Origin of the sequence: Prescottella soli, from assembly GCF_040024445.1 — a bacterium.
Classification (GTDB): Bacteria; Actinomycetota; Actinomycetes; order Mycobacteriales; family Mycobacteriaceae; genus Prescottella; species Prescottella soli.
Map to the genome: position 1 here is coordinate 1,670,073 of NZ_CP157276.1, position 23,762 is coordinate 1,693,834.

General features: G+C 68.6%; 17 protein-coding genes, 1 tRNA gene and 2 pseudogenes. 12 read left to right on the forward strand and 8 right to left on the reverse strand.

Annotation, left to right across the window (positions count from 1 at the left end; genetic code table 11):
• Positions 1–239: 239 nt before the first annotated feature.
• A complete protein-coding gene (locus ABI214_RS07845) occupies positions 240–1,166 on the reverse strand; it encodes a hypothetical protein (RefSeq protein ID WP_348608312.1) in 927 nt (308 codons plus the stop codon).
• Between the two features lie 286 nt (positions 1,167–1,452).
• Between ABI214_RS07845 and ABI214_RS07850 the strand changes: the two are divergent.
• The 3 genes and pseudogenes from ABI214_RS07850 to ABI214_RS07860 all read left to right on the forward strand — a co-directional run.
• Positions 1,453–1,705 (forward strand): annotated as a pseudogene (locus tag ABI214_RS07850) (molecular chaperone HtpG); the annotation flags it as partial.
• Positions 1,706–1,966: 261 nt separating this feature from the next.
• Positions 1,967–2,956: a rod shape-determining protein gene (locus ABI214_RS07855; RefSeq protein ID WP_348608315.1), complete on the forward strand. Its 990-nt coding sequence runs from the start codon at positions 1,967–1,969 to the stop codon at positions 2,954–2,956.
• Positions 2,950–3,246 (forward strand): annotated as a pseudogene (locus ABI214_RS07860) (rod shape-determining protein); the annotation flags it as partial. The gene ABI214_RS07855 and the pseudogene ABI214_RS07860, both read left to right, overlap by 7 nt.
• Positions 3,247–3,311: 65 nt before the next feature.
• Here the strand turns inward: ABI214_RS07860 and ABI214_RS07865 are convergent.
• Both ABI214_RS07865 and ABI214_RS07870 read right to left on the reverse strand, forming a co-directional pair.
• Positions 3,312–6,173, reverse strand: coding sequence for an FtsW/RodA/SpoVE family cell cycle protein (locus ABI214_RS07865; protein ID WP_348608321.1), 2,862 nt, complete (start codon positions 6,171–6,173; stop codon positions 3,312–3,314).
• Positions 6,173–7,405, reverse strand: a complete 1,233-nt coding sequence (locus tag ABI214_RS07870; protein WP_348608324.1) for a hypothetical protein — start codon at positions 7,403–7,405, stop codon at positions 6,173–6,175. Before ABI214_RS07870 ends, ABI214_RS07865 begins: the two co-directional genes overlap by 1 nt.
• Positions 7,406–7,735: 330 nt before the next feature.
• Between ABI214_RS07870 and ABI214_RS07875 the strand changes: the two genes are divergently transcribed.
• Positions 7,736–9,373: an FUSC family protein gene (locus ABI214_RS07875; protein WP_348608327.1), complete on the forward strand. Its 1,638-nt coding sequence runs from the start codon at positions 7,736–7,738 to the stop codon at positions 9,371–9,373.
• Here the strand turns inward: ABI214_RS07875 and ABI214_RS07880 are convergent.
• The 3 genes from ABI214_RS07880 to ABI214_RS07890 form a co-directional block, all read right to left on the reverse strand.
• A complete protein-coding gene (locus tag ABI214_RS07880) occupies positions 9,370–10,266 on the reverse strand; it encodes a universal stress protein (protein ID WP_348608330.1) in 897 nt (298 codons plus the stop codon). The genes ABI214_RS07875 and ABI214_RS07880 overlap by 4 nt on opposite strands.
• Before the next feature lie 128 nt (positions 10,267–10,394).
• Positions 10,395–11,435 carry an LLM class F420-dependent oxidoreductase gene (locus ABI214_RS07885; protein ID WP_348608333.1) on the reverse strand — a complete coding sequence of 347 codons (1,041 nt, stop codon included), beginning with the start codon at positions 11,433–11,435 and terminating at the stop codon, positions 10,395–10,397.
• A 53-nt stretch (positions 11,436–11,488) separates the two neighbouring features.
• Positions 11,489–12,415, reverse strand: a complete 927-nt coding sequence (locus ABI214_RS07890) for a universal stress protein (RefSeq protein WP_348608336.1) — start codon at positions 12,413–12,415, stop codon at positions 11,489–11,491.
• A gap of 251 nt (positions 12,416–12,666) precedes the next feature.
• Here ABI214_RS07890 and ABI214_RS07895 point away from each other — a divergent pair, with 251 nt between their 5' ends.
• From ABI214_RS07895 to ABI214_RS07915, 5 genes are all read left to right on the forward strand, one after another.
• On the forward strand, positions 12,667–13,125 hold the full coding sequence (locus tag ABI214_RS07895) for an RrF2 family transcriptional regulator (RefSeq protein ID WP_348608339.1): 459 nt from the start codon (positions 12,667–12,669) through the stop codon (positions 13,123–13,125).
• A 23-nt stretch (positions 13,126–13,148) separates the two neighbouring features.
• A complete protein-coding gene (locus ABI214_RS07900) occupies positions 13,149–14,372 on the forward strand; it encodes a globin domain-containing protein (RefSeq protein ID WP_348608342.1) in 1,224 nt (407 codons plus the stop codon).
• Positions 14,373–14,466: 94 nt separating this feature from the next.
• Positions 14,467–15,489 (forward strand): Dyp-type peroxidase, encoded by a 1,023-nt coding sequence (locus ABI214_RS07905; protein ID WP_348608345.1) that lies wholly within the window; start codon positions 14,467–14,469, stop codon positions 15,487–15,489.
• Positions 15,486–16,286, forward strand: coding sequence for a family 1 encapsulin nanocompartment shell protein (locus tag ABI214_RS07910; RefSeq protein ID WP_348608348.1), 801 nt, complete (start codon positions 15,486–15,488; stop codon positions 16,284–16,286). Before ABI214_RS07905 ends, ABI214_RS07910 begins: the two co-directional genes overlap by 4 nt.
• A 139-nt stretch (positions 16,287–16,425) precedes the next feature.
• A complete protein-coding gene (locus ABI214_RS07915) occupies positions 16,426–16,674 on the forward strand; it encodes a hypothetical protein (protein WP_348608350.1) in 249 nt (82 codons plus the stop codon).
• A 72-nt stretch (positions 16,675–16,746) separates the two neighbouring features.
• Here ABI214_RS07915 and ABI214_RS07920 read toward each other — a convergent pair whose 3' ends face one another.
• Positions 16,747–17,577 (reverse strand): M23 family metallopeptidase, encoded by an 831-nt coding sequence (locus tag ABI214_RS07920; protein ID WP_348608354.1) that lies wholly within the window; start codon positions 17,575–17,577, stop codon positions 16,747–16,749.
• A 274-nt stretch (positions 17,578–17,851) separates the two neighbouring features.
• Between ABI214_RS07920 and ABI214_RS07925 the strand changes: the two genes are divergently transcribed.
• The 3 genes from ABI214_RS07925 to ABI214_RS07935 all read left to right on the forward strand — a co-directional run bounded on the left by ABI214_RS07925 (position 17,852) and on the right by ABI214_RS07935 (position 21,458).
• On the forward strand, positions 17,852–20,143 hold the full coding sequence (locus tag ABI214_RS07925; protein WP_348611403.1) for an FdhF/YdeP family oxidoreductase: 2,292 nt from the start codon (positions 17,852–17,854) through the stop codon (positions 20,141–20,143).
• 113 nt (positions 20,144–20,256) lie between these two features.
• A tRNA-Arg gene (locus ABI214_RS07930) sits at positions 20,257–20,329 on the forward strand.
• Between the two features lie 208 nt (positions 20,330–20,537).
• Entirely contained in the window at positions 20,538–21,458 is a 921-nt protein-coding gene (locus ABI214_RS07935) for an alpha/beta hydrolase (protein WP_348608357.1), read from the forward strand.
• Between the two features lie 831 nt (positions 21,459–22,289).
• Here the strand turns inward: ABI214_RS07935 and ABI214_RS07940 are convergent.
• Complete coding sequence (locus tag ABI214_RS07940) at positions 22,290–23,336, reverse strand: TY-Chap domain-containing protein (RefSeq protein WP_348608360.1); 1,047 nt, start codon at positions 23,334–23,336, stop codon at positions 22,290–22,292.
• Positions 23,337–23,762: the final 426 nt, after the last annotated feature.

The following is a 23,762-nucleotide window of genomic DNA, read 5'->3' on the forward strand; positions in this document are numbered from 1 at the left end:
GCCCGCTGGAGTCGCACTCCCTGCTCGCATCAGCGTGAAACGATGGTGCCGGCAGTTCGTTGTCGCACGAGGCAACAAACTGCCGGCACCATTGGGGAGAAATTCATTTCCTCATGAGGTCGACAGGATCAGCCTGTCCTGCGGGTCCTCATCTTCAGAGTGCGGGAGATTTCCCCCTCCCGTGAGGTGACATCGCTTCACGACCTTCGGGACAGGCCGACGAAGCAATTCAAAAACGGTCAGCCCGAGTGGCTGCCATCCTTGCTGCCGTCCTTGCTGCCGTCCTTGCTGCCGTCCTTGCTGCCGTCCTTGCTGCCGTCCTTGCTGCCGTCGTGGCTGCCGTCATTACTGCCGTCGTGGCTGCCGTCCTTACTGCCGTCGTGGCTGCCGTCCTTACTGCCGTCGTGGCTGCCGTCCTTACTGCCGTCGTGGCTGCCGGAACCGAGGCTTCCCAGGGCACCTAGGCTCCCCAGGGCCCCCAGGCTCCCGACGGCACCGAGGCTTCCCACGGCCCCGAGGCTCCCCAGTGCCCCCAGGCTCCCGAAGTTGCCATCGGAACTGCCGCCGTGGCCCCCGTCGTTACTGCCGTCCTTGCTGCCGGAAGCGAGGCTCCCCAGGCTGCCACCGTGGCCTCCGTCGTTGCTCCCGTCGTGGCTGCCATCCTTGCTGCCGGAAGCGAGGCTGCCGAGGCTGCCCTCGGAACTGCCTTCGTGGCTCCCGTCGTGGCTGCCATCCTTACTGCCGGAAGCGAGGCTGCCGAGGCTGCCCTCGGAACTGCCTTCGTGGCTCCCGTCGTGGCTGCCATCCTTACTGCCGGAAGCGAGGCTGCCCAGGCTGCCCTCGGAACTGCCGTCATGGCTCCCGTCGTGGCTGCCATCCTTGCTGCCGGAAGCGAGGCTCCCCAGGCTGCCGCCATGACCCCCGTCGTTGCTGCCGTCGTGGCTGCCATCCTTACTGCCGGAGCTGCCATCGTGACTTCCGGAGCCGTCGAGGCTGCCCGACATCGGGACGGCGAGGGAGTCCGCAGACCCGTGGCTTCCAGATTCAGGATCAGCGTGACCGACCGCAAGCGCGCTGACCGTCAGCGCGGTGGCCGCCGTCGCGGCAATCATGATGCGGGTCTTCATCTTCAGAGTGCGGGGATTTCCGATCCGGTGGGTTGACATCGTTTCACGACCTCCTCGATTGACCTACGCAGAATTCGAAACAATCCGCCCAAAACGCATGAAATCAAATTCATCGAAACGCAACCATCGCCCCCACGAAACTCCGCCAGACCCCCGACTGAACGGTTGACGCCTCACATGCGTATAGGCGAAGTCAACCTAGCATTTCGATTGGGTAGCGGAAGCCGGAATTGCCGTATGCGATTTGCGGCGTTCCGGGGTTTGGAGTGGTTTGCGCCAGTTACGAATCCGCTTCCCAACCGAGACTCGCCAGATCCTGGATCTGATGATCCATTCGGTGTAGGTCGACGAAGGACACCTACCTCCGCGCGCTCATCTCCAACGCATCCGACGCGCTCGACAAGCTCGAGCTCGAGGCGATTCGCGACAAGGACCTCGAAGCTGACATATCGGTTCTGCACATCGAGCTCGACACCGATGCCCGCACTCTCACGGTGCGCGACAACGGCATCGGTATGTCCCGCGACGCGGTGATCGACCTGATCTGCACCCTCGCCCATTCCGGGACCGCCGAATTGCTCTACTGCACGGTGCTTCTCGCCGAAGGCAGCGAGCCGGAGGACCCTGCGCACTTCGCGAAGCTGCTCGCGAACCTGCTGGCGCACACCATCCGACGCGCACGACGACGCGACGCAAACCGCCGCATTGCCGACAACTCGGTAGTACGACGCCACAACGCACGACAACCGCACCGAGCCTGCCTCGCGAAACCGGCCATGAACCTCCACGGCTTGCGTAGCATCTAGACCATCTCGTTCGATTCCCTTCGGGAGGCCGACGTGCGCGGACTTGGCATCGATCTCGGAACAACTAACACAGTCGTGGGAACCCTGGACGGCGGAATCGTCCTGAACGAACCGTCTTTCATGCTGGTTCGGAACAAAGATCCGCACCGCGCCCTCGCGATCGGCCAGGATGCGCGCAACCTCGTCGGCCGCACGCCGGCGGGCATCACGCAGGTTCGCCCCATGCGTGACGGGGTGATCGTGGATCTGGAGTCGGCCCGGGCATTCGTCACGGCCGTCATCGAGCAGGTCGCCCCGCACCGACGGTACGGTCGGCGGCCGACGGCGGTCATCTCGGCTCCCGCCGGGGCCACCCCGCTCGAGCGCCGGGCACTGCTCGAGGTCGGGCACGAGGCCGGCCTGCGGAAGGTCGGACTGATCCCCGGACCGGTGGCGGGTGCACTCGGGTGCGGCGTCAACCCCCTGGAACCTCGCGCCCATCTCATAGTGAGCGTCGGCGGCGGCACCTCGGAGGTCACTGCCATCAGTTTCGGTGGTGTGATCTCGCACCGCAGTTGCCAACTGGCGGGAGAGGAACTGACCGAGGCGCTGCACCACTACCTGCGCGAAGAGCATCAGATCATCGTCGGCGAGCTCACCGCGGAACGCGCCAAGATGGGCGCACCCGATACCGCCGACGAGCAGTCGCTCGTAGTGGAGGGACTCGACGCCGTCACGGGCCGCGCACGGCTGATCTCGCTCGATGTCGAGGAGATAGTGGAAGCGCTGCGGCCGACCACGACCGGAATCGTGCAGACGCTCACCGCCTGCTTGGAAGATCTTCCCCCGCAAGCCATCAGCGACGTGATGTCCGAAGGCGTCCTGGTGATCGGGGGTGGCTCGATGCTCCGCGGGCTGTCCCAGCTGTTCGAAGAATCGTTCGGCCTGCCGGTCAAGACGGCCGAGCGCCCGCTCACGTGCGTCGCCGAGGGCGCCACCGCCTGCCTGGATCACCCGGAGGTCGTCGCCGCGTACAGCGGCTGATCTCGCTCGATGTCGAGGAGATCGTGGAAGCGCTGCGGCCGACCACGACCGGAATCGTGCAGACGCTCACCGCCTGCTTGGAAGATCTTCCCCCGCAAGCCATCAGCGACGTGATGTCCGAAGGCGTCCTGGTGATCGGGGGTGGCTCGATGCTCCGCGGGCTGTCCCAGCTATTCGAAGAATCGTTCGGCCTGCCGGTCAAGACGGCCGAGCGCCCGCTCACGTGCGTCGCCGAGGGCGCCACCGCCTGCCTGGATCACCCGGAGGTCGTCGCCGCGTACAGCGGCTGATCTCCCACATCCTCTGGTCCCCCGCAGCGTCTAATCCGCTGCGGGGGACCACCTGTTCCAGCTGATCACCGACCCGGAGCCGGCGCCGGAGCCGGGCCCGGTCGCCCCGCGAGGTAGCGCTCGAGGAGGGCCTTGACCACGGGACCGGACGTCGCCGATCCGAATCCACCGCCGCGCACCAGCGCCGTGACGACGATCTCGGGAGACTCGAAGGGCACCACCGCGGAGAACCAGGCGTTGAGACCGCCCGGCGCCGACGGATCCTCCGCCGTACCGGTCTTGGCGCCGGCCGTCACCGGCAGCGTGGCGAGCTGGCCTGCCGTGCCGGCTTTGGCCGACGCCCGCATCCCGGCGCGGACGGGACCGAGCTTGTCGGCGAAGGGAAGCCTCTGAGGCTCCCCCGTCGGAATCGGCGCGCCGTCTCCGGTCGCGTCGGCGGCGGCCAGCTGTGGGGTGACCATCGCCCCGGTGGCGATGCCGGACGTCCACCGCGCTACCTGGATCGGGGTAGCGATCACGGTGCCCTGCCCGATGCCCATCAACAGGGTCGAGCCGGGATACCAGGTGCCACCGATGTCGGCGACATTTTCCGGTGTGCCCAGGAACCCCTCGGACTCGCCCGGCAGGTCGATCCCCGATCGGCTGCCCACCCCGAGCTGTGCGGCGGTCTTCGCCATCCGCTCGGGGCCGAGGAGCTCGCCGAGCTTGTAGAAGTAGACGTTGTCCGACCACTGGATCGCGCCCAACAGGTTGTTGGGCCCCATCGGCTGCCAGTTCGCGAACGTGTGCCCGCCGTAGCTGTAGGCGGCGCCGGTCTCGATCACCTGCTCCGGATCCAGCACCTGGTCCTCCTGGTTCGCCGACGCCACGACGATCTTGAAGGTGGAGCCGGGCGGCGCGGCGGTCTGGTAGGCGTGGTTGAGCATCTTGCCGGGACCGGCCCCCTCGGTCTGGGCGGCCAGCGCGACGGCGTCGACGGGCGGACCGTAGACGTTGTTGTCGTACCCGGGGACGCTGGCGAGCGCGAGCACCCCACCGGTGCGCGCGTCCATCACCACCGCCGCGCCGAGGTCACCTCCGCTGCTGCGAACCGCCTGAGCCAGCGCATCCGTCGCCAGGGTCTGCAAGCCGATGTCCAGGTGCAGCCGCAGAGCGTGGCCGGGCACCGGATCCACGCGCTCGGCCGGGCCGACCAGATTTCCGGCAGGATCGACGTAGACGCACTGCCTGCCGTCCGTGCCGCGGAGCAGCGCGTCGTACTGCTTCTCGAGACCCGCCCGGCCCACCCGCGACCCGAGTGCGAGCTGCGGCCAGCGTTCCATGTCCTGCGGATCTCCGACGCTGACGTAGCCGAGGACGGAGGCGAGCGTGGCGCCGTACGGATAGTGCCGCTTTCCGGAGGGCACGACGAGCACGCCGGGCAGCTTCGCGTCGATGATCCGGCGAGCCTGATCGGGGGGAACCCGGCCGACGACGGCCTGCATCTCGTCGCCGCTGTCCCCCAGGGTCTTCGTCAGCTCGGCGTCGGGCTCACCCAGCAGCGAGGCGAGGACGGCACGCGAACCGGAGTCATCCTCGTCGAACATTCGGCTGACCACCGAAATGGAGTACTCGGGAACGTTGGTCGCCAGCGGAACGCCGTTCCGGTCCAGGATCTCACCGCGTTCCGCGGGCAGTCGGATGCAGCGAGTCATCTGGGTATCGCTCAGCGCGCGTAACTCCGGACCGCGATCGCTCTGCAACTGCCAGGCGAACACGCACATCGCCACGAGGAGCGCGGTGACCGCGAGGGAACCTGCCGTGACGCCCCGCGGCCGTCGCCGGCGTGTCGACGGCTGTGCCCACAGCGGCCGACCGACACCGTCGCGCCGCACCGCGAGCACCAGTCCGATCGAGACGAATCCGACGACCGCGACCGTGCCCCCGTAGCTGAACATCGGGAGCGGCATTCCGGTCTGGGGCAGTACGGACAGGCTCGCACCGATCGACAGCACCGCGTGGATCCCGAACAGCCCGCCGATGCCCGCGGCCACCAGCGCAGCTTCCCTGGTCCGGGCGCGTCGTGCGGCGAGGGCAGCACGCCAGGTGATCACCAGGCTGGCCGCGATGACCGCGATGCCGGCGAACAGCCCCCACCCGTACACGAGGCTCGCGAACGCGAGGTCGTGTTGCGACTCGGGAAGGTATGCCGCTCTCAGGTCGTACGTGGGGTCTCGCGCCAGGCCCCACAGACCACCGCTGCCGACCGCGATGTCGGCCTGCATCGATGCCCAGCCCGATCCGCCCGGGTCGGCGTCGCTCGACACGAACGTCTGGATCCGTTCGAGCTGGTACGGGCGGAGGAAGAGAACGGCAATGGGCAGCGCGGCGATCCCCAGCGCGAACAGCGGCATCAGCGGTGCCATCGGCACCCTGGCCAGGATCAGCATCAGCGCCGCTATCGCGGCCAGCACCACGGCACTCGACAGGTCGGGCTGCAGAGCAACGAGTGCGACCACGACACCGGCGATCGCCAACGCCGCCACCAACCGGCCGAACGTGTAGCCGCCGGCCAGGATGGTTGCCGACACCATGACCAGACCGAGCTTGACGACTTCGGCCGGCTGAACGGTGAACAAGCCGAAGTCCAGCCAACGCTGCGCGCCCTTGACCGCGACCCCGACGAGCGGCACCGCTGCCAGCATCGCGACCGAGACCGCGAGGGTCACCCAGCCGAATCGGGCCAGATTGTTCACCCGCATTCGCGACACGGCCCACATCGCCCCGAGGCCGATCACGGTGAAGACCGCATGGCGGATCGCCTGCGACGTGAGCCCGATCGAGACCAGGTTGAGCAGGCCGAGGACCGCGAGAACGACCGCCGCCGACACGATCCAGGGGTCCGACTCTCGATCGTGTCCCCTCGCCCGACCACCGTCCCCACTCATCAGCAGGCCGCCTTCTCGGCGGGCACGTACAGCGGCACCGACGCGGCGACCGCCGGAGCGCTCGTGACCGCGGCGATGGCCAAGGCGGGACTGTTCGGCAGGGCGGTCCGGCTCAGGCCGTACACGCCGTCCCGCCCCTGCTCGGCCGGGATGGTGACGTCACCACCCTCGTGTACCTCGCCCGAGCATCGGTCGTAGACGTTCAGCTTCCAGGTGACCGCGCCGACGGCCGTCGGGTCGAGGCGAACGTCCACCCGCACGGCGCACGGCTTGCCGGGGCTGCACGATCCGTCGGCGAAACTTGCTGCGACCCCGGCGATCTGACCCGCGGACGCCGGGGCACCGGTATCGACCGGCGGCGGTGCGACCCCACCGGCCGCGGCGGGGTCCGCCGGCTCGGGCGGCGGCGACACCGGCTCGATGAGGTTCTGCGCGGAGGGGTTCACCGGATCGCGGAGGGTGTCCCAGCCCCGGCTGAGCTGCTCCCAGGCGTGCGGGGCCGCCACGACCGCGCCGGCGAGAACGACGATCGTGAGCAGGGCGAACACCCCCTGTCGCCGGGACGGCCGCCTCCGACGACTGTGCCAGGGGCTTCGGACCGGCGGAAACCAGCCGGTGCTCGTCACGAGCGACCCGGCCGGCACGGACGGACCGTTCTGTACGTCGGCCCGATCTTCCCGGTCTTCCCCTACCCGACAATCCGGTCGGGATCGAACCGTCGTCGCCCTGACGAGTTCGCCGATCTGGCGCCTCCGCCGGGACTCGTCGGCCGGGTCGAACTCGGGCGCGACGGCCCGACCGAATCGGCGCACCATATCATCCAGATCCGTTGTCTCCGATATCGATTCGGTCAGGAATCCGTCGAACTCGGGCCCGCGACAGTTCGTCGCGATATCGCGGAGCAGGCTCGCGATCGCACCGTTCGCCGCGACGCGGGACGCGGCGCTGCCGGCGCCGTCGATCGTGAGCCGTCCGCCGTCGGACACCATCACGGTGTCGTCCCGCACAGCGACCGGACGGCCACTCCCGGCGACCGGTTCGAGCTGGTCCGCCAAGTCTGCGACCAATTGCGCAGCTTGCACCGGTGTCAGCCGCGCGACCGCGAGCAGCCGCGGGAGCGTGACACTGACACCGCCACCACCCGAGTCGTCATCGATCCGCTCGGGTGGTTCCGGACGGGTGGCGGCGGGCTCGCGGCTTCCCGCATGGACGCCCAAGGCTGCTTCGTTCATCGCGCATCCCCGAAACGATCTGCCTCCCGCAGGTGGCACCGGACCGGAGCGGGTGGGCGGTGGACTGGGCTCTGCTTGATCCTGTCGAAATCCATTGCGCCTGTTCGAATCTATTTAACTCCGATCCGGTCCGTCGAGGGGAGGAATCGCGAAGGCGGAAGGGCTCGGGCGCCCACCCGACGCACGGGAGGAGCCCACCGGGCGGAGCGGGTGGGCGGTGGACTGGACGAGCAGCGGGAGGAACCGGACACAGTGCCGCCGATCACCCCGACGGCATTCCCGTTTTGCCTGATTCGATCGCGCCCGCACCGTTTCGTAACGTAAGTACCCGTGTCGATCGAAGTCCCTCCCCCGATTCCCACACCGACCCGGGCATGGCCCGCGCTGGTGCGCGTACCGCGGGACGGACGGCGCTGGCCGGGAACCGTGCGGGCGGCGGTGGCCGTCGCACTGCCCGGGCTCCTCGGTCTCGCGCTCGGCCACGATCCGGCGGCCGCGACCGCGACGCTCGGCGCCTTCGCGGTGGTGTACGGCGAGAGTCGTCCCTATCGGGTGCGGTGGCGGGCGGTCTCGGTCGCGGCGTGCGTGATGGTGGTCGGGGCCCTCATCGGGGCCGTTGTCGGCAGCGCCGTCCACGACGCGGCCGCGTCCGGCGGATCCGCGCTGTGGCCGCTGGTGCTGGTGCTCACCATGTCCGCGTTCGTGGCCGTGGGTGCCTTCATGGTCGACGCTCTGCGACTCGGTGCACCGGGCGCGTTCCTGCCGCTGCTCGCGGTCGAGATCGCGTCGGCGCTGCCCGCGGCCGGCGTTCCCGTCGGCCACGTCGTCGCTTGGACGGCGGTCGGTGGGGTCACCGCCGTCGCGGTCGCGATGTCCGGCTGCGTGGCACGCCCCCGCACCCCCGAACGCGCGGCGGTCGCATCTGCCGTCGCGGCCGTCGACGCCTTCGATCGCACCCGGGACTCGGCGCCGCGTCGCCACGCGGCGGTCAAGGCCGTCCACGCCGCATGGCAGTGCCTGCACGACGCGGGGATCGCCACGCAGGACCATCCCCTGACCCGGGACCTGCTCGAGGCGCAGGATCGCTGCGTGTCACTCCTGCACGGCAGCGAGACGGCCCTCGACACCGACCGTGAAGACCTGTGGCGACGGGTCCCCGCCCCGCGCCCGACGATCCGGTTCCGGTTGGAACGTGCGGCACACCTGCGGGGCCGGTCGACGCTCATCGTCGTCCGACTGCTCGTGGCGTGCCCGGCGGCCGGCATCGTCGCCATGAGTCTCGGTGTCGCGCGGCCGGATTGGGCGGTCATCACCGCCGCGATGATTCTGCACCAGGGCCCGGACCGGGTCCTCGGAACGTATCGGGCCGTGCACCGCTTCGCGGGAACGGTGCTGGGTCTGCTGGTACTCGCAGCGTTGAAGCCGATCGACCCGACCGGTGCCGTCCTCGTGCTCGTGCTGGCCGCATCGATGGCCGGAGTGCAGGCGTACCTCGTCCGCAACTACGGACTGGCGATGGTGTTCATCACGACCCTGGCGCTGCTGCTCGCCGGTCTCGGGTCCCCCGACGACCTCACCGGGGTGACCCGGGATCGCCTGCTCGAGACGGTGATCGGTGTCGTCGTCGCCGTCATCGTTTTGTGGACGGTGCTGCCGGCGTCGTACCGCCGTGTCCTCGAGGACGCGGACGGCAGGGTCGCGACCACGATCGAACGGATCGAGGCCACGCGAGACCGGTCCGAGACGCGTGAACTCTGCCGCGGACTCGAATTCGACCTGCACTCGGCGACGACGGCTGCGCTGGTGGCCGCGCACACCGATCCGGAGTGGACCGAGCGGAGGTGGTCCCGGCACCACCGGATCAACGAGGCCGGCTATCGGGTGCTCGCGCTGTCCGGAACGTCGTGGAACGACACCGGGGCCGCGCGGCGATCGCCACGCGGCCCCGGATCGGACGCTCGAAACTAGTCGCCCGACGGCACGATCAGCACCGGGCAGTCGGCGGTGTGCAGCATCGCCCGGCTGGTCGAGCCCAGCAGCATGCCCCGGAAGCCGCCGCGTCCACGGGTGCCGACCACGATCAACTGGGCCTGCTCGGCGTACTCGCTGAGCACCCGCACCGGCCGGTCCCGGGCCACGACGCGTTCGACGGCGACATCCGGGTACCGCTCCTGCCAGCCGGCGAGCCGCTCGGCCAGCACCACTTCCTCGCCGGTCTGGATGCGGCTCCAGTGCGGGTCGTCGGGGGTGGCGCCGAGGGAGGGCTGCACGCTCACGTCGCTCCAGACGTTCACGGCGATGAGGTTGGCGCTGCGCATCGCCGCCTCCTCGAAGGCGATCGCGACGGCGGGCTTGCACGACTCGGAGCCGTCGATGCCCACCACGATCGGGCCCTCGGTCGGCGGCAGGCCGTCGAGCGTGCGGCCACGGACCACGACGACCGGGGACTGGGCGTGCGCGGACACCGCCGCGGTGACGGAACCGACGACCAGGCCGGTGATCTCGCCGTGCCCGTGCGATCCGAGGACCACCATCCACGCCTGCGCCGACAGGTCGATCAGCGTCGGGGCCGGACGGCCGTCGACCTGCTCGGTGGTGATCTCGATCGAACCGATGTCCTCGGCCGACTGCTTGGCGAGGACGTGCGCGCTGTCGAGTCGCGACCGGGCCGTGTCGCGCAGTTCGTCCTGGAAGCTGCGGGCCAGGTACGGCTCGGAGTAGTAGAACGCCGGGATGTGCACGGCGGTGACGATGTGCAGGCGACGCTGGTGGACCGCGGCCGCGCGGGCCGCCCACACCACCGCGTTCGATGCCGCTTCGGAGCCGTCGACGGCGACGACGATCGCTTCGGTTGCGCTCATGGATCCAGTTTCTCCTTCACACCTGCGGTCCTGTCGAGACCATTGTCCCGGTTTCCGTCCGCCGTCGCGTGGGTCTCGGCCCCCGGCGGGCCGTGACGCTGGGCACGTCACCGCCCGCCGGGTTCCGTTCAGTCGACGATCGCGCGCAGCTTCTCGATGAGGGCGACCCGTCCCGCGCGGTCGGCGGCCAGCGGCGTCACGTTGAGCGTCGTCACGCCGGCGGCGGCGAACGCCGCGACACGTTCCTTGACGAAGCTCTCGGTGCCGATGAGCGAGACGGCGCGGACGAGTTCGTCGGGCACGGCCGCGGCGGCCTCCTCCTTCTTGCCGGCCAGGTACAGGTCCTGGATCTTCTCGGCCTCCTCCTCGTAGCCGTAGCGGCACGCGAGGTCGTTGTAGAAGTTCTTGCCCTTGGCGCCCATGCCGCCGATGTACAGCGCCAGGTGCGGCTTGATCCACTGCAGCAACGGTTCGACGTCGTCGCCGATCGCCAGCGCCGGGCCCGCGTAGATCTGCAGATCACCCAGCGCCGGGTCCCGCTTCGCCTTGCCGGCCGCGAGCGCCTCGCCCCACACCGACTCGGCCTTCTCCGGGTAGAAGAAGATCGGCTCCCAGCCCTCCGCGATCTCGGCGGTCAGTGCCACGTTCTTCGGGCCCAGCGAGGCGATGACGATCGGGATCCGCTCGCGCACCGGGTGGTTGATCAGCTTCAGCGGCTTGCCCAGGCCCGTGCCCTGGTCGGCCGGCAGCGGGACCTGGTAGTACTTGCCCTGGTAGTTGACCTTCTCTCGGCGCCACACCTGGCGGCAGATGTCGACCAGTTCGCGGGTGCGGCCGAGCGGGGCGTCGTACTTGACGCCGTGGAAGCCCTCGATGACCTGCGGACCCGACGCCCCGATGCCCATCACGAACCGGCCGCCCGAGACGTAGTCCAGGCCGGCCGCGGTCATCGCGGTCAGGCTCGGGGTGCGGGTGTAGATCTGGAAGATGCCCGACGCCAGCTCGATCTTCGACGTCCTGGCCGCCAGGTACCCCAGCTGGCTGACGGCGTCGAACGAGTACGCCTCGGGCACGAACACGATGTCCAGGCCCGCGCGTTCGAGGTCGGCGACCTCCTCGACGGTCTCCGCGAATCCCCCGCTGTAGTTCAAGCCCATACCGATGCGCACTTCGGCGACCCCATTCCGTGTTATCTGTGACGGACGTTACGACGAAGTGGACTCTACGACCGCTCGGGCCGGACCACCATCACCGGGCACTGCGCCTTCTGGACCAATTCGTTGCTGGTCGAGCCCAGCAGCAGGCCACGGAAGCCGCCGCGCCCGCGGCTGCCGACGACCACCAACTGCGCCTTCTGCGACCACGCCAGCAGGTGGGTGCGGGGGCCGTCGATGTACAGCTCGCGCTGGACCTCGACGTCCGGGTACCGCTCGCACCACCCGGCGAGGCGTTCGGAGAGAACCTCGTGTTCGGCGTCCTCGAACGCGCGGGGGTCACGGATCGAGCTGCGCCCACCGGCGAGCGTCCCGTGCGGGGTGTCGCTCCACGCGTGGATCGCCACCAGCGGGACCCCGCGCTGCGCGGCCTCCTCGAACGCGACACCCGTGGCCCGCTCGCTCGTGGGGCTGCCGTCGACGCCCACGACCACGGGTCCCTCCTGCGGAACCTGGCCGTCACGCTGGTGGACCACCACCACCGGGCACACGCCGTGACTCGCGGCGTTGACCGCGGTCGAGCCGATGCCGCCGGCCGAGCCGCTGCCGGACGCCCCCAGCACCAGCGCCCGCGAGTCCTCGGAGAGCGACACCAGCCAGCGGGCGCCGCCCATCGTCGAGATCTCGGTGGAGATGTCCAGGTCGGCGGAGACCTCGCGGGCGACCGCCGCCGCGCGGGACAGGATCTCCTTGCCCTCGTCCTCCATCCAGTCGTAGATGCCTGCGACGTCGAGGTACGGCGCACCGTAGGTGTAGGGCGAGAAGTTCAGGGCGTGGATGATCCGCAGCGACAGGTTACGGTCCGCGCACATCTGCGCGGCCCAGCGGACGGCCGCTTCCGCGGACTCCGACCCGTCGACGCCGACGATCACCGCGTTCGCGTCCCGCGCGATCGACGGTTCCTCGGCGCCGTGCTGCATGCCCTGTGCGGTCATCCCGCTCACCCTCTTCCGTTTGTGACGAATCGGTGCGGCAAGTCGTGGTCGATCCGCCCCGGACCGAACCGATCGAGGTGCCGACTTCGACGTTAGTCACTCGGACCGCATTCCGTGGGGTGCATGAGTCCCGTGTAGTTCGGGACCAAAGTCCCGCCGTGCAGGGCCGGAAGTCGGGACTTCCCGATGGGGCCCGAGATGCGCATCACATTTAATTGGAGTCTCAGATTCCAATTTCCTATTGTCGAGCCATGCAGCTGACGCAGTTCACGGATCTGGGCCTGCGGATCGTCATGCGACTGGCCGCCGGGTCGACCGACGGATCCGGCGCGGCCCCGAGCACCCGCGCGATCGCCGACCAGCTGGCCGTGTCGTACACCCACGCCACGAAAGTGGTTGCGCGACTGGGTGAACTCGGCGTCGTCACCACGCGCCGCGGCCGCGGCGGCGGCCTCGCGATCACCGAACTGGGCCGCTCGGCGTCGCTGGGCTGGCTCACCAGGCAGCTCGAGGGCGACGGCGAGGTCGTGACGTGCGAGGGCGACAAACCGTGCCCGCTGCGCCGCGGCTGCCGACTGCGCTCCGCACTGCGCAATGCCCAGGACGCCTTCTACGGCGCCCTGGACGCGCTGACCGTCCGCGACCTGGCGGACGACTCCCCCCATGACGTGCTGCTGACGCTCACCGCGCCGGCGGTGAACGAACCGTAAGCCCCGACCGACAGGAGAATCCGATGCTCTCGGAGGCCTCGAAGGAAACCGTCCGCGCCACGCTGCCCGCCGTGGGCGCCGCGATCGGCGACATCACGCCGCTGTTCTACCGCAAGATGTTCGACGCCCATCCCGAGCTCGAGCGTGACCTGTTCAATCGCGGCAACCAGAGCCAGGGCGAGCAGCAGAAGGCACTGGCCGGGGCCGTCGCCGCGTTCGCGACGCTGCAGCTCGACCCCGATCCTGCACGGGTCGAGGCGATCCTGTCGCGCATCGCCCACAAGCACGCGTCGCTCGGCATCACCGCCGACCAGTACTGGATCGTGCACAAGCACCTGTTCGAAGCGATCGTCGAGGTGCTCGGCGAGGCCGTCACGCCCGAGGTGGCCTCGGCGTGGGACGAGGTGTACTGGCTGATGGCCAACACCCTCATCGCGATGGAGGCCGGACTGTACGAGAAGGCCGGTGTCGAGGCGGGCGACGTGTGGCGGCCCGTGCGGGTCACGCGCCGGGCGCACCAGTCCGCGGACACCGTCTCCTTCACGCTGGCCGCCGCCGACGGTTCCGCGCTGCCGACGTTCGCGCCGGGCCAGTACATCTCGGTCGCCGTCCACCTGCCCGACGGCGCCCGCCAGATCCGGCAGTACAGCCTCGCGTGCGGGCCCACCGACGCCGAGTGGCGAATCACCGTCAAGCGGATCGCGGGCCAGGCGCTGCCCGACGGTGCCACCACCCCCGCGGGCGAGGTGTCGAACTTCCTGTACGACAACGTCTTCGAGGGCGATGAGCTGACGGTGTCGCTGCCGTTCGGCGACCTGGTCCTGCCCGACGACGACGCCCCGCTGCTGCTGGTCTCGGCCGGCATCGGCTGCACCCCCATGATCGGGATGCTCGAGCATCTCGCGTCCACCGAGGACAAGCGCAGCGTCTCGGTCCTGCACGCGGACCGCTCCGCCGCGCAGCACGCGCACCGCGCCGAGCTCACCGAACTGGTCGAGCGGCTGCCGTCCGGCGTGGTGCACCGCTGGTACGAGGACCTGGGTGCGCGGGACGCGTTCGCCGGAACCCGGTTGGGCCGTGCGGATCTGACCGACGTCACCCTCGAGCCCGGCACGCGTGCCTTCCTCTGCGGCCCGCTGCCGTTCATGCTGGCGATGAAGGAGTCCCTCATGGCCCGGAACGTGCCGGAGGAGAACATCCACTACGAGGTGTTCGGCCCGGACAGCTGGGCCGGTGCCACCGCGTAGTCACCCGGATCGAGAGCCACGGTCGTCGGCGACATCACGTCGCCGACGACCTGTGTTCCCGGGCAACGCCGCCGGGAGTGTTCTACGGTGAGGTGTGGCCCGACCTCAGTTGATCCTGACGCCGCTGACACCTGCGGCGATCTTCCTCGTCCTCACCATCGACGAGGGCGGCGAGAACACCGTCCGCGACGTGCTCGCCGACGTCGACGGCCTGCGCAAGGCCGTCGGATTCCGGGTGCCCGATTCGGGATTGGTGTGCGTCACCTCCATCGGCGCGTCGGCATGGGACCGGTTGTTCGACGGCCCCCGCCCGGCGGAGCTGCACGAGTTCGTCGAACTCGACGGCGCCCGGCACCGCGCGCCCGCGACGCCCGGCGATCTACTGTTCCATATCCGCGCGGTGTCGATGGACCTGTGCTTCGAGCTGGCGTCGAAGATCGTCGGACGCCTGCGCGGCGCGGCGACCGTCGTCGACGAGACCCATGGCTTCCGGTACTTCGAGCAGCGCGACCTGCTCGGCTTCGTCGACGGCACGGAGAACCCCGAGGACGTCGAGGCGGCCGAGGCGGCCCTCGTCGGCGACGAGGATCCCGACTTCACCGGCGGCAGCTACGTGATCGTGCAGAAGTACCTGCACGACATGGATTCCTGGAACGCGATCTCCACCGAGGAGCAGGAGCGCGTCATCGGCCGCACCAAGCTCGACGACATCGAAATGGACGACGACGTCAAACCGCCCAATTCCCATGTCGCGCTGAACACCATCACGGACGAGAACGGCGACGAACGTCAGATCCTGCGGGTCAACATGCCGTTCGGCAGCCTCGGCGACGACGAGTTCGGCACCTACTTCATCGGGTACGCGGCCACGCCCTCGGTCACCGAGGAGATGCTGCGCAACATGTTCGTCGGCAAGCCCGAGGGCAACACCGACCGCATCCTCGACTTCTCGACGGCCGTCACCGGCGGCCTGTTCTTCTCCCCCACCGTCGAGTTCCTCGACAACCTCCCGCCGGCGCCGGGGATCCGGCAGGCCGGCACCGAAGACGCGAGCCCGTCTCCCGCCGCTGACGGATCACTCGGAATTGGCAGTCTGAGAAGGAGTTCCAACCGATGAACAACCTCTACCGCGGTCTCGCCCCGATCACCGACGCCGCCTGGGCGTCGATCGAGGAGGAGGCAACCCGAACCTTCAAGCGGCACATCGCGGGACGGACCGTCGTGGACGTCTCGGGCCCGCACGGCACCGACTTCTCCGCGGTCGGGCTCGGCCGCACCACGGCGATCGACGCCCCGGCCTCCGGTGTGCTGGCCCGCCAGCGCCGCGTCGCCCCGCTGGTCGAGCTGCGGGTGCCGTTCACGCTGTCCCGCGAGGAGATCGACAACGTCGAACGCGGCGCGCAGGACGCCGACTGGGACGCCGTCAAGGAGGCCGCGAAGAAGATCGCGTTCGCCGAGGACCGCGCGATCTTCGAGGGCTACGCCGCGGCCGGCATCGAAGGCATCCGCGCGAGCTCCTCGAACCCGCCGCTGCGCCTGCCCGAGGACGTCCGCGACGTGCCCGAGGTGATCAGCCAGGCGCTGTCGGAGCTGCGCCTGGCCGGCGTCGACGGCCCGTACTCGGTGCTGCTGAGCGCCGAGGCGTACACGCAGGTCAGCGAGACCTCCGATCACGGCTACCCGATCCGCGAGCACATCCGGCGGCTCATCGACGGCGACATCATCTGGGCGCCGGCGATCGACGGGGCGTTCGTGCTGACCACCCGCGGCGGCGATTTCGACCTGCAGATCGGACAGGATCTGTCGATCGGCTACCTGTCGCACGACTCCGAGACGGTCGACCTGTACTTCCAGGAGTCGCTGACGTTCCTCACCTACACGGGCGAGGCCTCGGTCGCGCTGTCGGCGCGATAGGACCGGCACGACGCCCGAGTCTTCACTCACACGGTGAAACGAGGGGTTGACAGCAGGCACGGGGCGAAGGCTAGCCTAATCTGCGTTACCGAACGGTGATGTAGGACCCGGTCGCACCGGGGTGTTAGGAGCAGCTTTCGTGATCGACGACCTGATCGAACTCGCACACACCCAGAACGTCGTGCTCGAGACGCTGCCCTGCCCCGACGGCCGCGACGAGTACGTCCTCGCCCGCACTGACACTGCGGCGACGATCCGGTTGTGGGTGCGGCCCGACGGGCGCTTCTCGCGGGCGCTCGGCGACGAGGGTGCGCTGAGCCTCGGCCAGGTCATGACCGTGTGCGGCCTCTCCTACTCCGCCCGCCGGGCAGCCACCCCGGCCGCCTGAGTTTCGACCCGAACGTGAAAGTCCCCGACCGGTTCGCACCGGGCGGGGACTTTCGTCGTCTCGGGGGTCGGCTCACATGGTGGCCGAGGCGCCGCGCCACGTGACCGCGACGCCGCGCTCCTCGAGCCACGCCGACGGGTCGACCTTCGCGCCGTTCGCGTTCCAGACCTCGAAGTGCAGGTGCGGACCGGTCGACTGGCCGCGATTGCCGACGGTCGCGATCTGCTGGCCCGCGACCACGTGCTGCCCGACTGCCACCTGGTAGTCGTTGACGTGACCGTAGATCGTGGTGGAGCCGTCGTCGTGCTTGACGCGCACCCACAGACCGAATCCGGATGCGGGACCCGCGTCGACCACGACGCCGTCGGCGGCGGCGTAGACCGGGGTGCCGATCGGGGCCGCGATGTCGAGGCCGCCGTGATGGCTGCCCCAACGCGGACCGAAGTCCGAGGTCAGGGTGCCGGATACGGGCTTGACCGCGCGCGGCGCGCTCAGCGAGCCGCTCATCGAGCCGAAGCTGGCCTCGGCCGCGGCGGTGAGGTCGTTGACGACCTGCTCGACCTGCGGCATGCCTGCCGGGATCTCGAACGCCTTGACGGTGTCGATCACCTGCTGCGCGGTCGGCGCCTGCGGGAGCGTGGGCAGCGCCGGCAGCTCGACGCCGGCCGGGAGCAGGCCCTCGGGGAGTTGGAACTGCTGAGTGGTCGGGGCGGTGTCGGCGGCCGCGGATCCGGCTCCGAGCTGCGCTCCGGCGGTGAGGATGGCGCCCGTCGCGGCGGCGACGGTGGCGGCCTTCAGACCTGCGCCTGGACCGGAAGTTGCGTCGCGATGACGGCCCCGCTGGGCGGTCGGATCGATCTCGATGAGAAGGGCGTCGGAATCCGTCCGGCGATGGCGTCCCACAGTCAGCTACCTCGTCAATCGTTTCTTCGGCCACGAACTCCGCAGTGCACTCGATCTTGCTGCCGGGCCAAGGTAACAAATCCATATACGTCTTCGCTAGCGTTACCTGATCTTTATTTTCGGTTGAGGCGGCGATCGATAGACTTCTCGGCATTCCGCCGCTGGCACGGCCCCCTCGTCTGCCATCCGGCCCTTCGGGAGCAGCCCCTGCTGGGGGGCGCGCCGTGGTGACGGAGCGCAATCGTGCGTGTCAGGCACCCAGGAGGTCGCGGCGATGACGACAGGCCCCACGGTCGGCGGGAACGGCGACGACGACGCATTCCGGTTCGAGCCGTACCGACATCCGGCCGCCGGCTGGGGTGCTGCCAAGAGCGTGAGCCGTTTCCTTGCCCGGGAGCGCACGTTCCTCGACGGGCCGCGGGCCGTCATGCGAATGAATCACGAGGGCGACGGCTTCGACTGCCCGGGATGCGCATGGCCGGACGATCTCAAGGGCCTGCACCTGGATATCTGCGAGAACGGGATCAAGCACGTCACCTGGGAGATGACCCACAAGCGCGTCGACCGGGATTTCTTCGCCGCACACACCGTCGCCGAGCTGTCGAGGTGGAGCGACGCCGCCCTCGAAGACCGCGGCCGTCTGACCGAGCCCATGCGATACGACCCGGGAACGGACCGCTACGTTCCGATCACCTGGGCGGCCGCCTTCGACCTCGTCGGCCGCACCCTGCGTGAACTCGACGAACCCGATCAGGCCGCCTTCTACACGTCGGGCAGGCTCGGGAACGAGGCAACCTTCCTGTACCAACTCCTGGCCCGTGAGTTCGGCACGAACAACCTGCCCGATTGCTCGAACATGTGCCACGAGGCGAGCGGTCGCGCCCTGCAGGCATCGCTGGGCACGGCCAAGGGCACGGTCGACCTGAAGGACTGGGAGGTCACGGACGCGTTGTTCGTCATCGGGGTCAACGCGGCGTCCAACGCGCCGAGGATGCTGACCTCGCTCGTCGAGGCCTACAAGCGCGGGGCCCAGATCGTCCACATCAACCCGTTGGTCGAGGCCGCGGCACGACGCGCGATCATTCCGCACGAGTTCACGGCGATGGCGACCTTCCGGTCCACTCCCACCAGCACCTTGAACCTGCAGCCGCGCATCGGCGGCGACATGGCGCTGCTCCGCGGGATGGCGAAGGTCGTGCTGGACGACGCGCGGACCGACCGGGACGCCCTCGACGCCGAGTTCATCGCACGTCACACCACCGGATTCGAGGCGTATCGCGCCCTGTGCGAGGCGACGCCGTGGGCGGAGATCGAACGCCAGTCCGGAGTCGCTCGCGCCGACATCGCCAAGGCAGCGCAGGTCTATCGCCAGGCGGACCGCAGCATCATCAGCTGGTGTCTGGGCGTCACCCAGCACGATCACGGCGTGGACACCGCCCGCGAGATCGTCAACCTGCTGCTCCTGCGCGGGAACATCGGCCGGGAAGGCGCGGGCCCCTCACCGGTGCGCGGGCACAGTAACGTCCAGGGCAACCGAACCTGCGGTATCGACCATCGCCCCGCGTCGGAGTTCCTCGACCGACTGGCCGACGTCTGCGAGATCGACCCGCCCCGAAAGCACGGCCTGGACACCGTCGGCACCGTCGAGGCCATGCACCGCGGCGACGTGCAGGTCTTCGTCGGTATGGGCGGGAACTTCGCCCTCGCCGCTCCCGACACCCCGTACACCTTCGCGGCACTGCGGAAGTGCCGGCTGACGGTTCACGTCAGCACCAAGCTCAACCGCAGTCACCTGGTGCACGGCCGTGACGCGCTGATCCTGCCGTGCCTCGGCCGCACCGAGAAGGATCGGCAGCGATCCGGGGTCCAGGCGACATCGGTGGAGGATTCGATGAGCATGGTGCACCTGTCCGTCGGGATGAAGCGCCCCGCCTCGGCGCACCTGCTGTCCGAACCGGCCGTCATCGCCGGCATCGCCCGAGCGACGCTGCCCGACAGCGCCACGCCGTGGGAGTGGTACGTCGACGACTACGACCGCATCCGCGACACCATGTCGCACGTGCTCGACGGATTCGAGGACTTCAATCGACGGGTCCGCCTGCCCCTGGGATTCCGCATCCGCCAACCCGCCCGTGAGCTGGTCTTCGACACGCCGTCCGGGCGGGCCGAGTTCTCCACCGCCGCGCTGCCCGACGTCGTCCCGGCCGCGGGGCAACTGGTGCTCGGCACCATGCGGTCGCACGACCAGTGGAACACCACGATCTACTCCGACAACGATCGCTATCGCGGTGTGAGGAATCTGCGCACGCTGATCTTCATGAACGCCGCCGACATGGCAGAGCGCGGGATCGACAGCTTCACCGCCGTCGAGATCACCAGCATCGCCCGCGACGGCAGCACCCGCTCCCTGCCCGGCTACACCGCCATCCCCTACGACATCCCCCGGGGCAGCGCCGCCGGCTACATGCCCGAGATGAACGTCCTGTGCGCGATCGGTGACTACAGCACACAGAGCAACCAGCCTCTGATGAAGAACGTCAGGATCACCGTGCGGCCGACACCGTGACCGGGCCGCGATCACCGGCGCGTTGCCGGACGCGCGACCGATTCATCGAAGGACCGCGTCGGCGGTTACACTCCCAACTGCGGAATACTGCGAACCGAGTTCGCCCCGCCCCCGCCCTCGTAGCTCAGGGGATAGAGCACGGCTCTCCTAAAGCCGGTGTCGCAGGTTCGAATCCTGCCGAGGGCACCCAAAGACCCTGATCCGGTGGATCTGCGTCGCGATGTCCGGAAACCCGGAGGACACCCCGCACCCGCCGCCACTCGCAGACGATGCCACCCGCTGAATCGGATGCCGCTGTTCGCAAGGGATTTCGTCGAGGTGCCCTGCGTCGACGCGCGGAATGCGTACGACGGCAACCGACTCCTCCTCCGCCGTCTCTGGCTAGGCTGCGTTCGTGACGATACGACGACCACTGCTGCCCACGACCCGACACACCCGGACGCTGCTCCTCGCCGCGCTCATCGCGATGCCGATGGCGTCCGGATTCTCGGCACCGGCCCTCGCCTCGGTTCCCGCGCCAGGTCCCGCGGCGCCGGCGGCTCCCGCTGCTCCGGAACGGCAATCCGTCAGCGAGCGGTACGCGGCCCCCGGCATCTACGCCGTCACATCGCTTGCGGTGCCCGGATACCAGGTGTTCCACCCCGCCGACATCGCCACCAGCCCCGACCGCCATCCGGTGGTCACGTTCGGTAACGGCAGCTACGCGACGTACGAGCAGTACGAGGAGTTACTTCGCCACCTGGCCTCCTGGGGCTTCGTCGTCGTGGTCGCCGACAGCAGCGTCACCGGCGACGGGACCGAGATCCTGGCCGCAGCGCGCTACATCCTGGCGCAGAACGACAACCCGGAGAGCGTCTTTCACGATCGCATCGATGTCGCTCACGTCGCCGCCGTCGGACATTCGCAGGGCGCCGGGGGCTCGATCAATGCCAGCACCCACTCCGACGGACTCATCACGTCCACCGCTGTGCTCGACCTGCCCGATCCCTGGTGGGCCTCTCGTCCCGTCGACGTGATCGACGTGGCTCGACTGACAGCTCCGGTCTTCTACCTGACCGGGTCCGACGATCCGGTCTCGACGGCCATACCGCAGGCCGCCTATCACGCCGTGAGCCCGGTGCCCGCGGCCCGCGGTCGCCTGCTGGGGGTGGGGCACAACTGGCCCAGCGACGGAGGTGGCTTCCGCGGGTACCTCACCGCGTGGCTGCGCTTCACCCTCACCGACGACGCCGACGCCGCACGCGCCTTCGTCGGTCCGGCACCGGAGCTGTTGGCCGATCCACGGTGGGACGGGACTGCGGTCAAGGGTTGGTGAATCGACGGTTACTTCACGAACGCAGCGCAGCGACCTGATCGAGGTCGGTCGTCACCGACCTCGGCCGTACCGCTGAACACCTGCACCCCATACTGATTCGTGGTCCGGAGCATTACTTCGGCCGAGCCTCTGCTCGTCCTCACGCAGGCCGACGGCCTAGAGCCGCGCGATGAGGGTGTCGCCCGGCCACACTCGTGAACCGAACCTGCCCCGCGCGACGGTGGCGCTTCACTTGCTGTACGTCGTGTGCGCCGGGTCGGCCTTGGGGAGTGCAAGAGCGTTTGCCGGATAACACGGGTTAGCCAGCAAACCCGCGTGTTCGCCACGCGGTCGATGGCGCCGCAGTTGTGAATCGTCATCGTAGTTGGCGGATGGTCACCATAGTTGGCGAAGTCGTCACCATAGTTGGCGAAGGGACGTCACGTCACACCGTCGCTCGAGCCCGGATCAGGCGCACGTCATCACAGCGCCCCCTCGATCGGCGACCCCACCGACGGCACTCGACACCCGCGGCATCGGCAGGCCGCGGGCACGATCACTTGAGCCAGTTGCCGATGTCTGAAATATCGCAATATTTGTTATCGGCCGCCGAAGATGACGAATTGCATTGGATGCACGAACTCGTGACTCCCTGCTAGTCGTCTATGAAACCGGTTGTGCGCTACGCCTTCCGGGAGACGGCCCGTTCGCGGATTGCTGTCAGGATCAGTGTGCGTTGACGTAACCTGAGCAGCTTTGACCTGCATTCTCCCGCCGGATCGATCATTTGATGCAAGAGTCCATCGCCAATGGCGTGGTGGGCGCGGGAGGATGATGAACGAGTCCTGGTCCTCAGGCCGGGGCGATACCGAGTTCCGCACCCACGTACGACATGTCGTCGACGCCCTGGAAATTCGAGAATGCCTCGATAGCAAGCTCGTTGGGATGTGCCACTCCAGCGACGTCGCGCAAGGTCACCATTGTCCGAACGGCCAGTTCGTGCATGGTGGGATGTGTGGTGCCCCTTCCGGCCGGCGGGCCCAGCCAGATCGGCGCGTCGACAGCCCCGTGATGATCGGGCGCCCACTGCCACCCGAGAACGCTCATCAGCCGGTCGATTTCCTTCAGGTCCGATCTTGCAGCATCCCCGAAACCGCACTCGCTGTCGATGTCACCACCGGAGTTGTAGAACTGTACGACAACCTGCTTGTTCGGTCCCTGTCGAGGGACATCCAGGATGACATTGCCCAGCCACGGCAAAGTCGCCAGAACCCACTCGAACCGCGTGACGAACTCGTCCCACCCTGAGCACCGTGCCGGAAGGCCGGACAACGTCGGACGGTCGGAAGCGACCTCGCCCACAGCCTGTGTGCGGGTGGGGCCGAAGTTGTTGTAAGAGCTGACACGGAGCCGGTCAGGAGTCGTACCTAATCCGTCGCGCAACACCGCGACGATTGCAGCGGCGATCTCGTGTCGTTGGTCGTCGGCAGTGTGGCGCCATCCCGTTCTCCACTCCCGCGCATACTCCTCGACACGCCGGCCCCCGTGTTCGACGTCGTGATCGCGGCCGATACGGATTTCGACAGGCGTCCACAACGGCTCGTCGAGTGCCACCCAGCGCCCGGACTCACGGTCACGGACCTGGGAAAACAAGGTGGTCCGCTGCGACTGGATCACCGCCCGTAATCGGGCAGCCGTCACCGGTTCATCGGGCACCGTCACCCTGATATCAAGCCCTTTGTCATCCTCCCTGAACAGGATCCGCTGCCCGGTCAACGTGTCGCGCAGCTGAAGGCTGTCGCCATCCTTCGGCGAAATCAGCGTCTCGTTGTCATCCCAGTCCGGGTACAGCACCAGTTGGATGTCCTCAAACAGACTGGTCCAAACGTCATCAGCCACAACCACTCCCCGTTTCCGAAACCTCCCGACAAACCTACCGACACGCCCCGACACGTACGTTTCCGACGCCAACAAACCATCCGCCTCGGCGTGGCCGGACGACGAGAGTTGGCGGCGAGTCTCAGTGCCGCCGTCCCAACCCTCAGTGCGGCCGTTTGAACCAGAGGCCGGCACTCCTCCGACACCGGAGAATCACGAGGGGGTCGGTGGCGAATTGGGTGAGGAAGCGGGTCTGGTCGTGGCCGGGGCCGTCGAAGGCAAGGTGGTTGAGGCCGGCGTCGAGGTAGAGCTTGATGGCGTTCCTAGGTCGCTCGGGGTTGGTTAGCCCGAACGGCAGTGCCAGTGATGGCAGGCCGAATTCGTCACAGTTGAATTCGTCGCGTTACCACTAATCGACCGATGAATTAGGGCGGTCGCCGACACAAC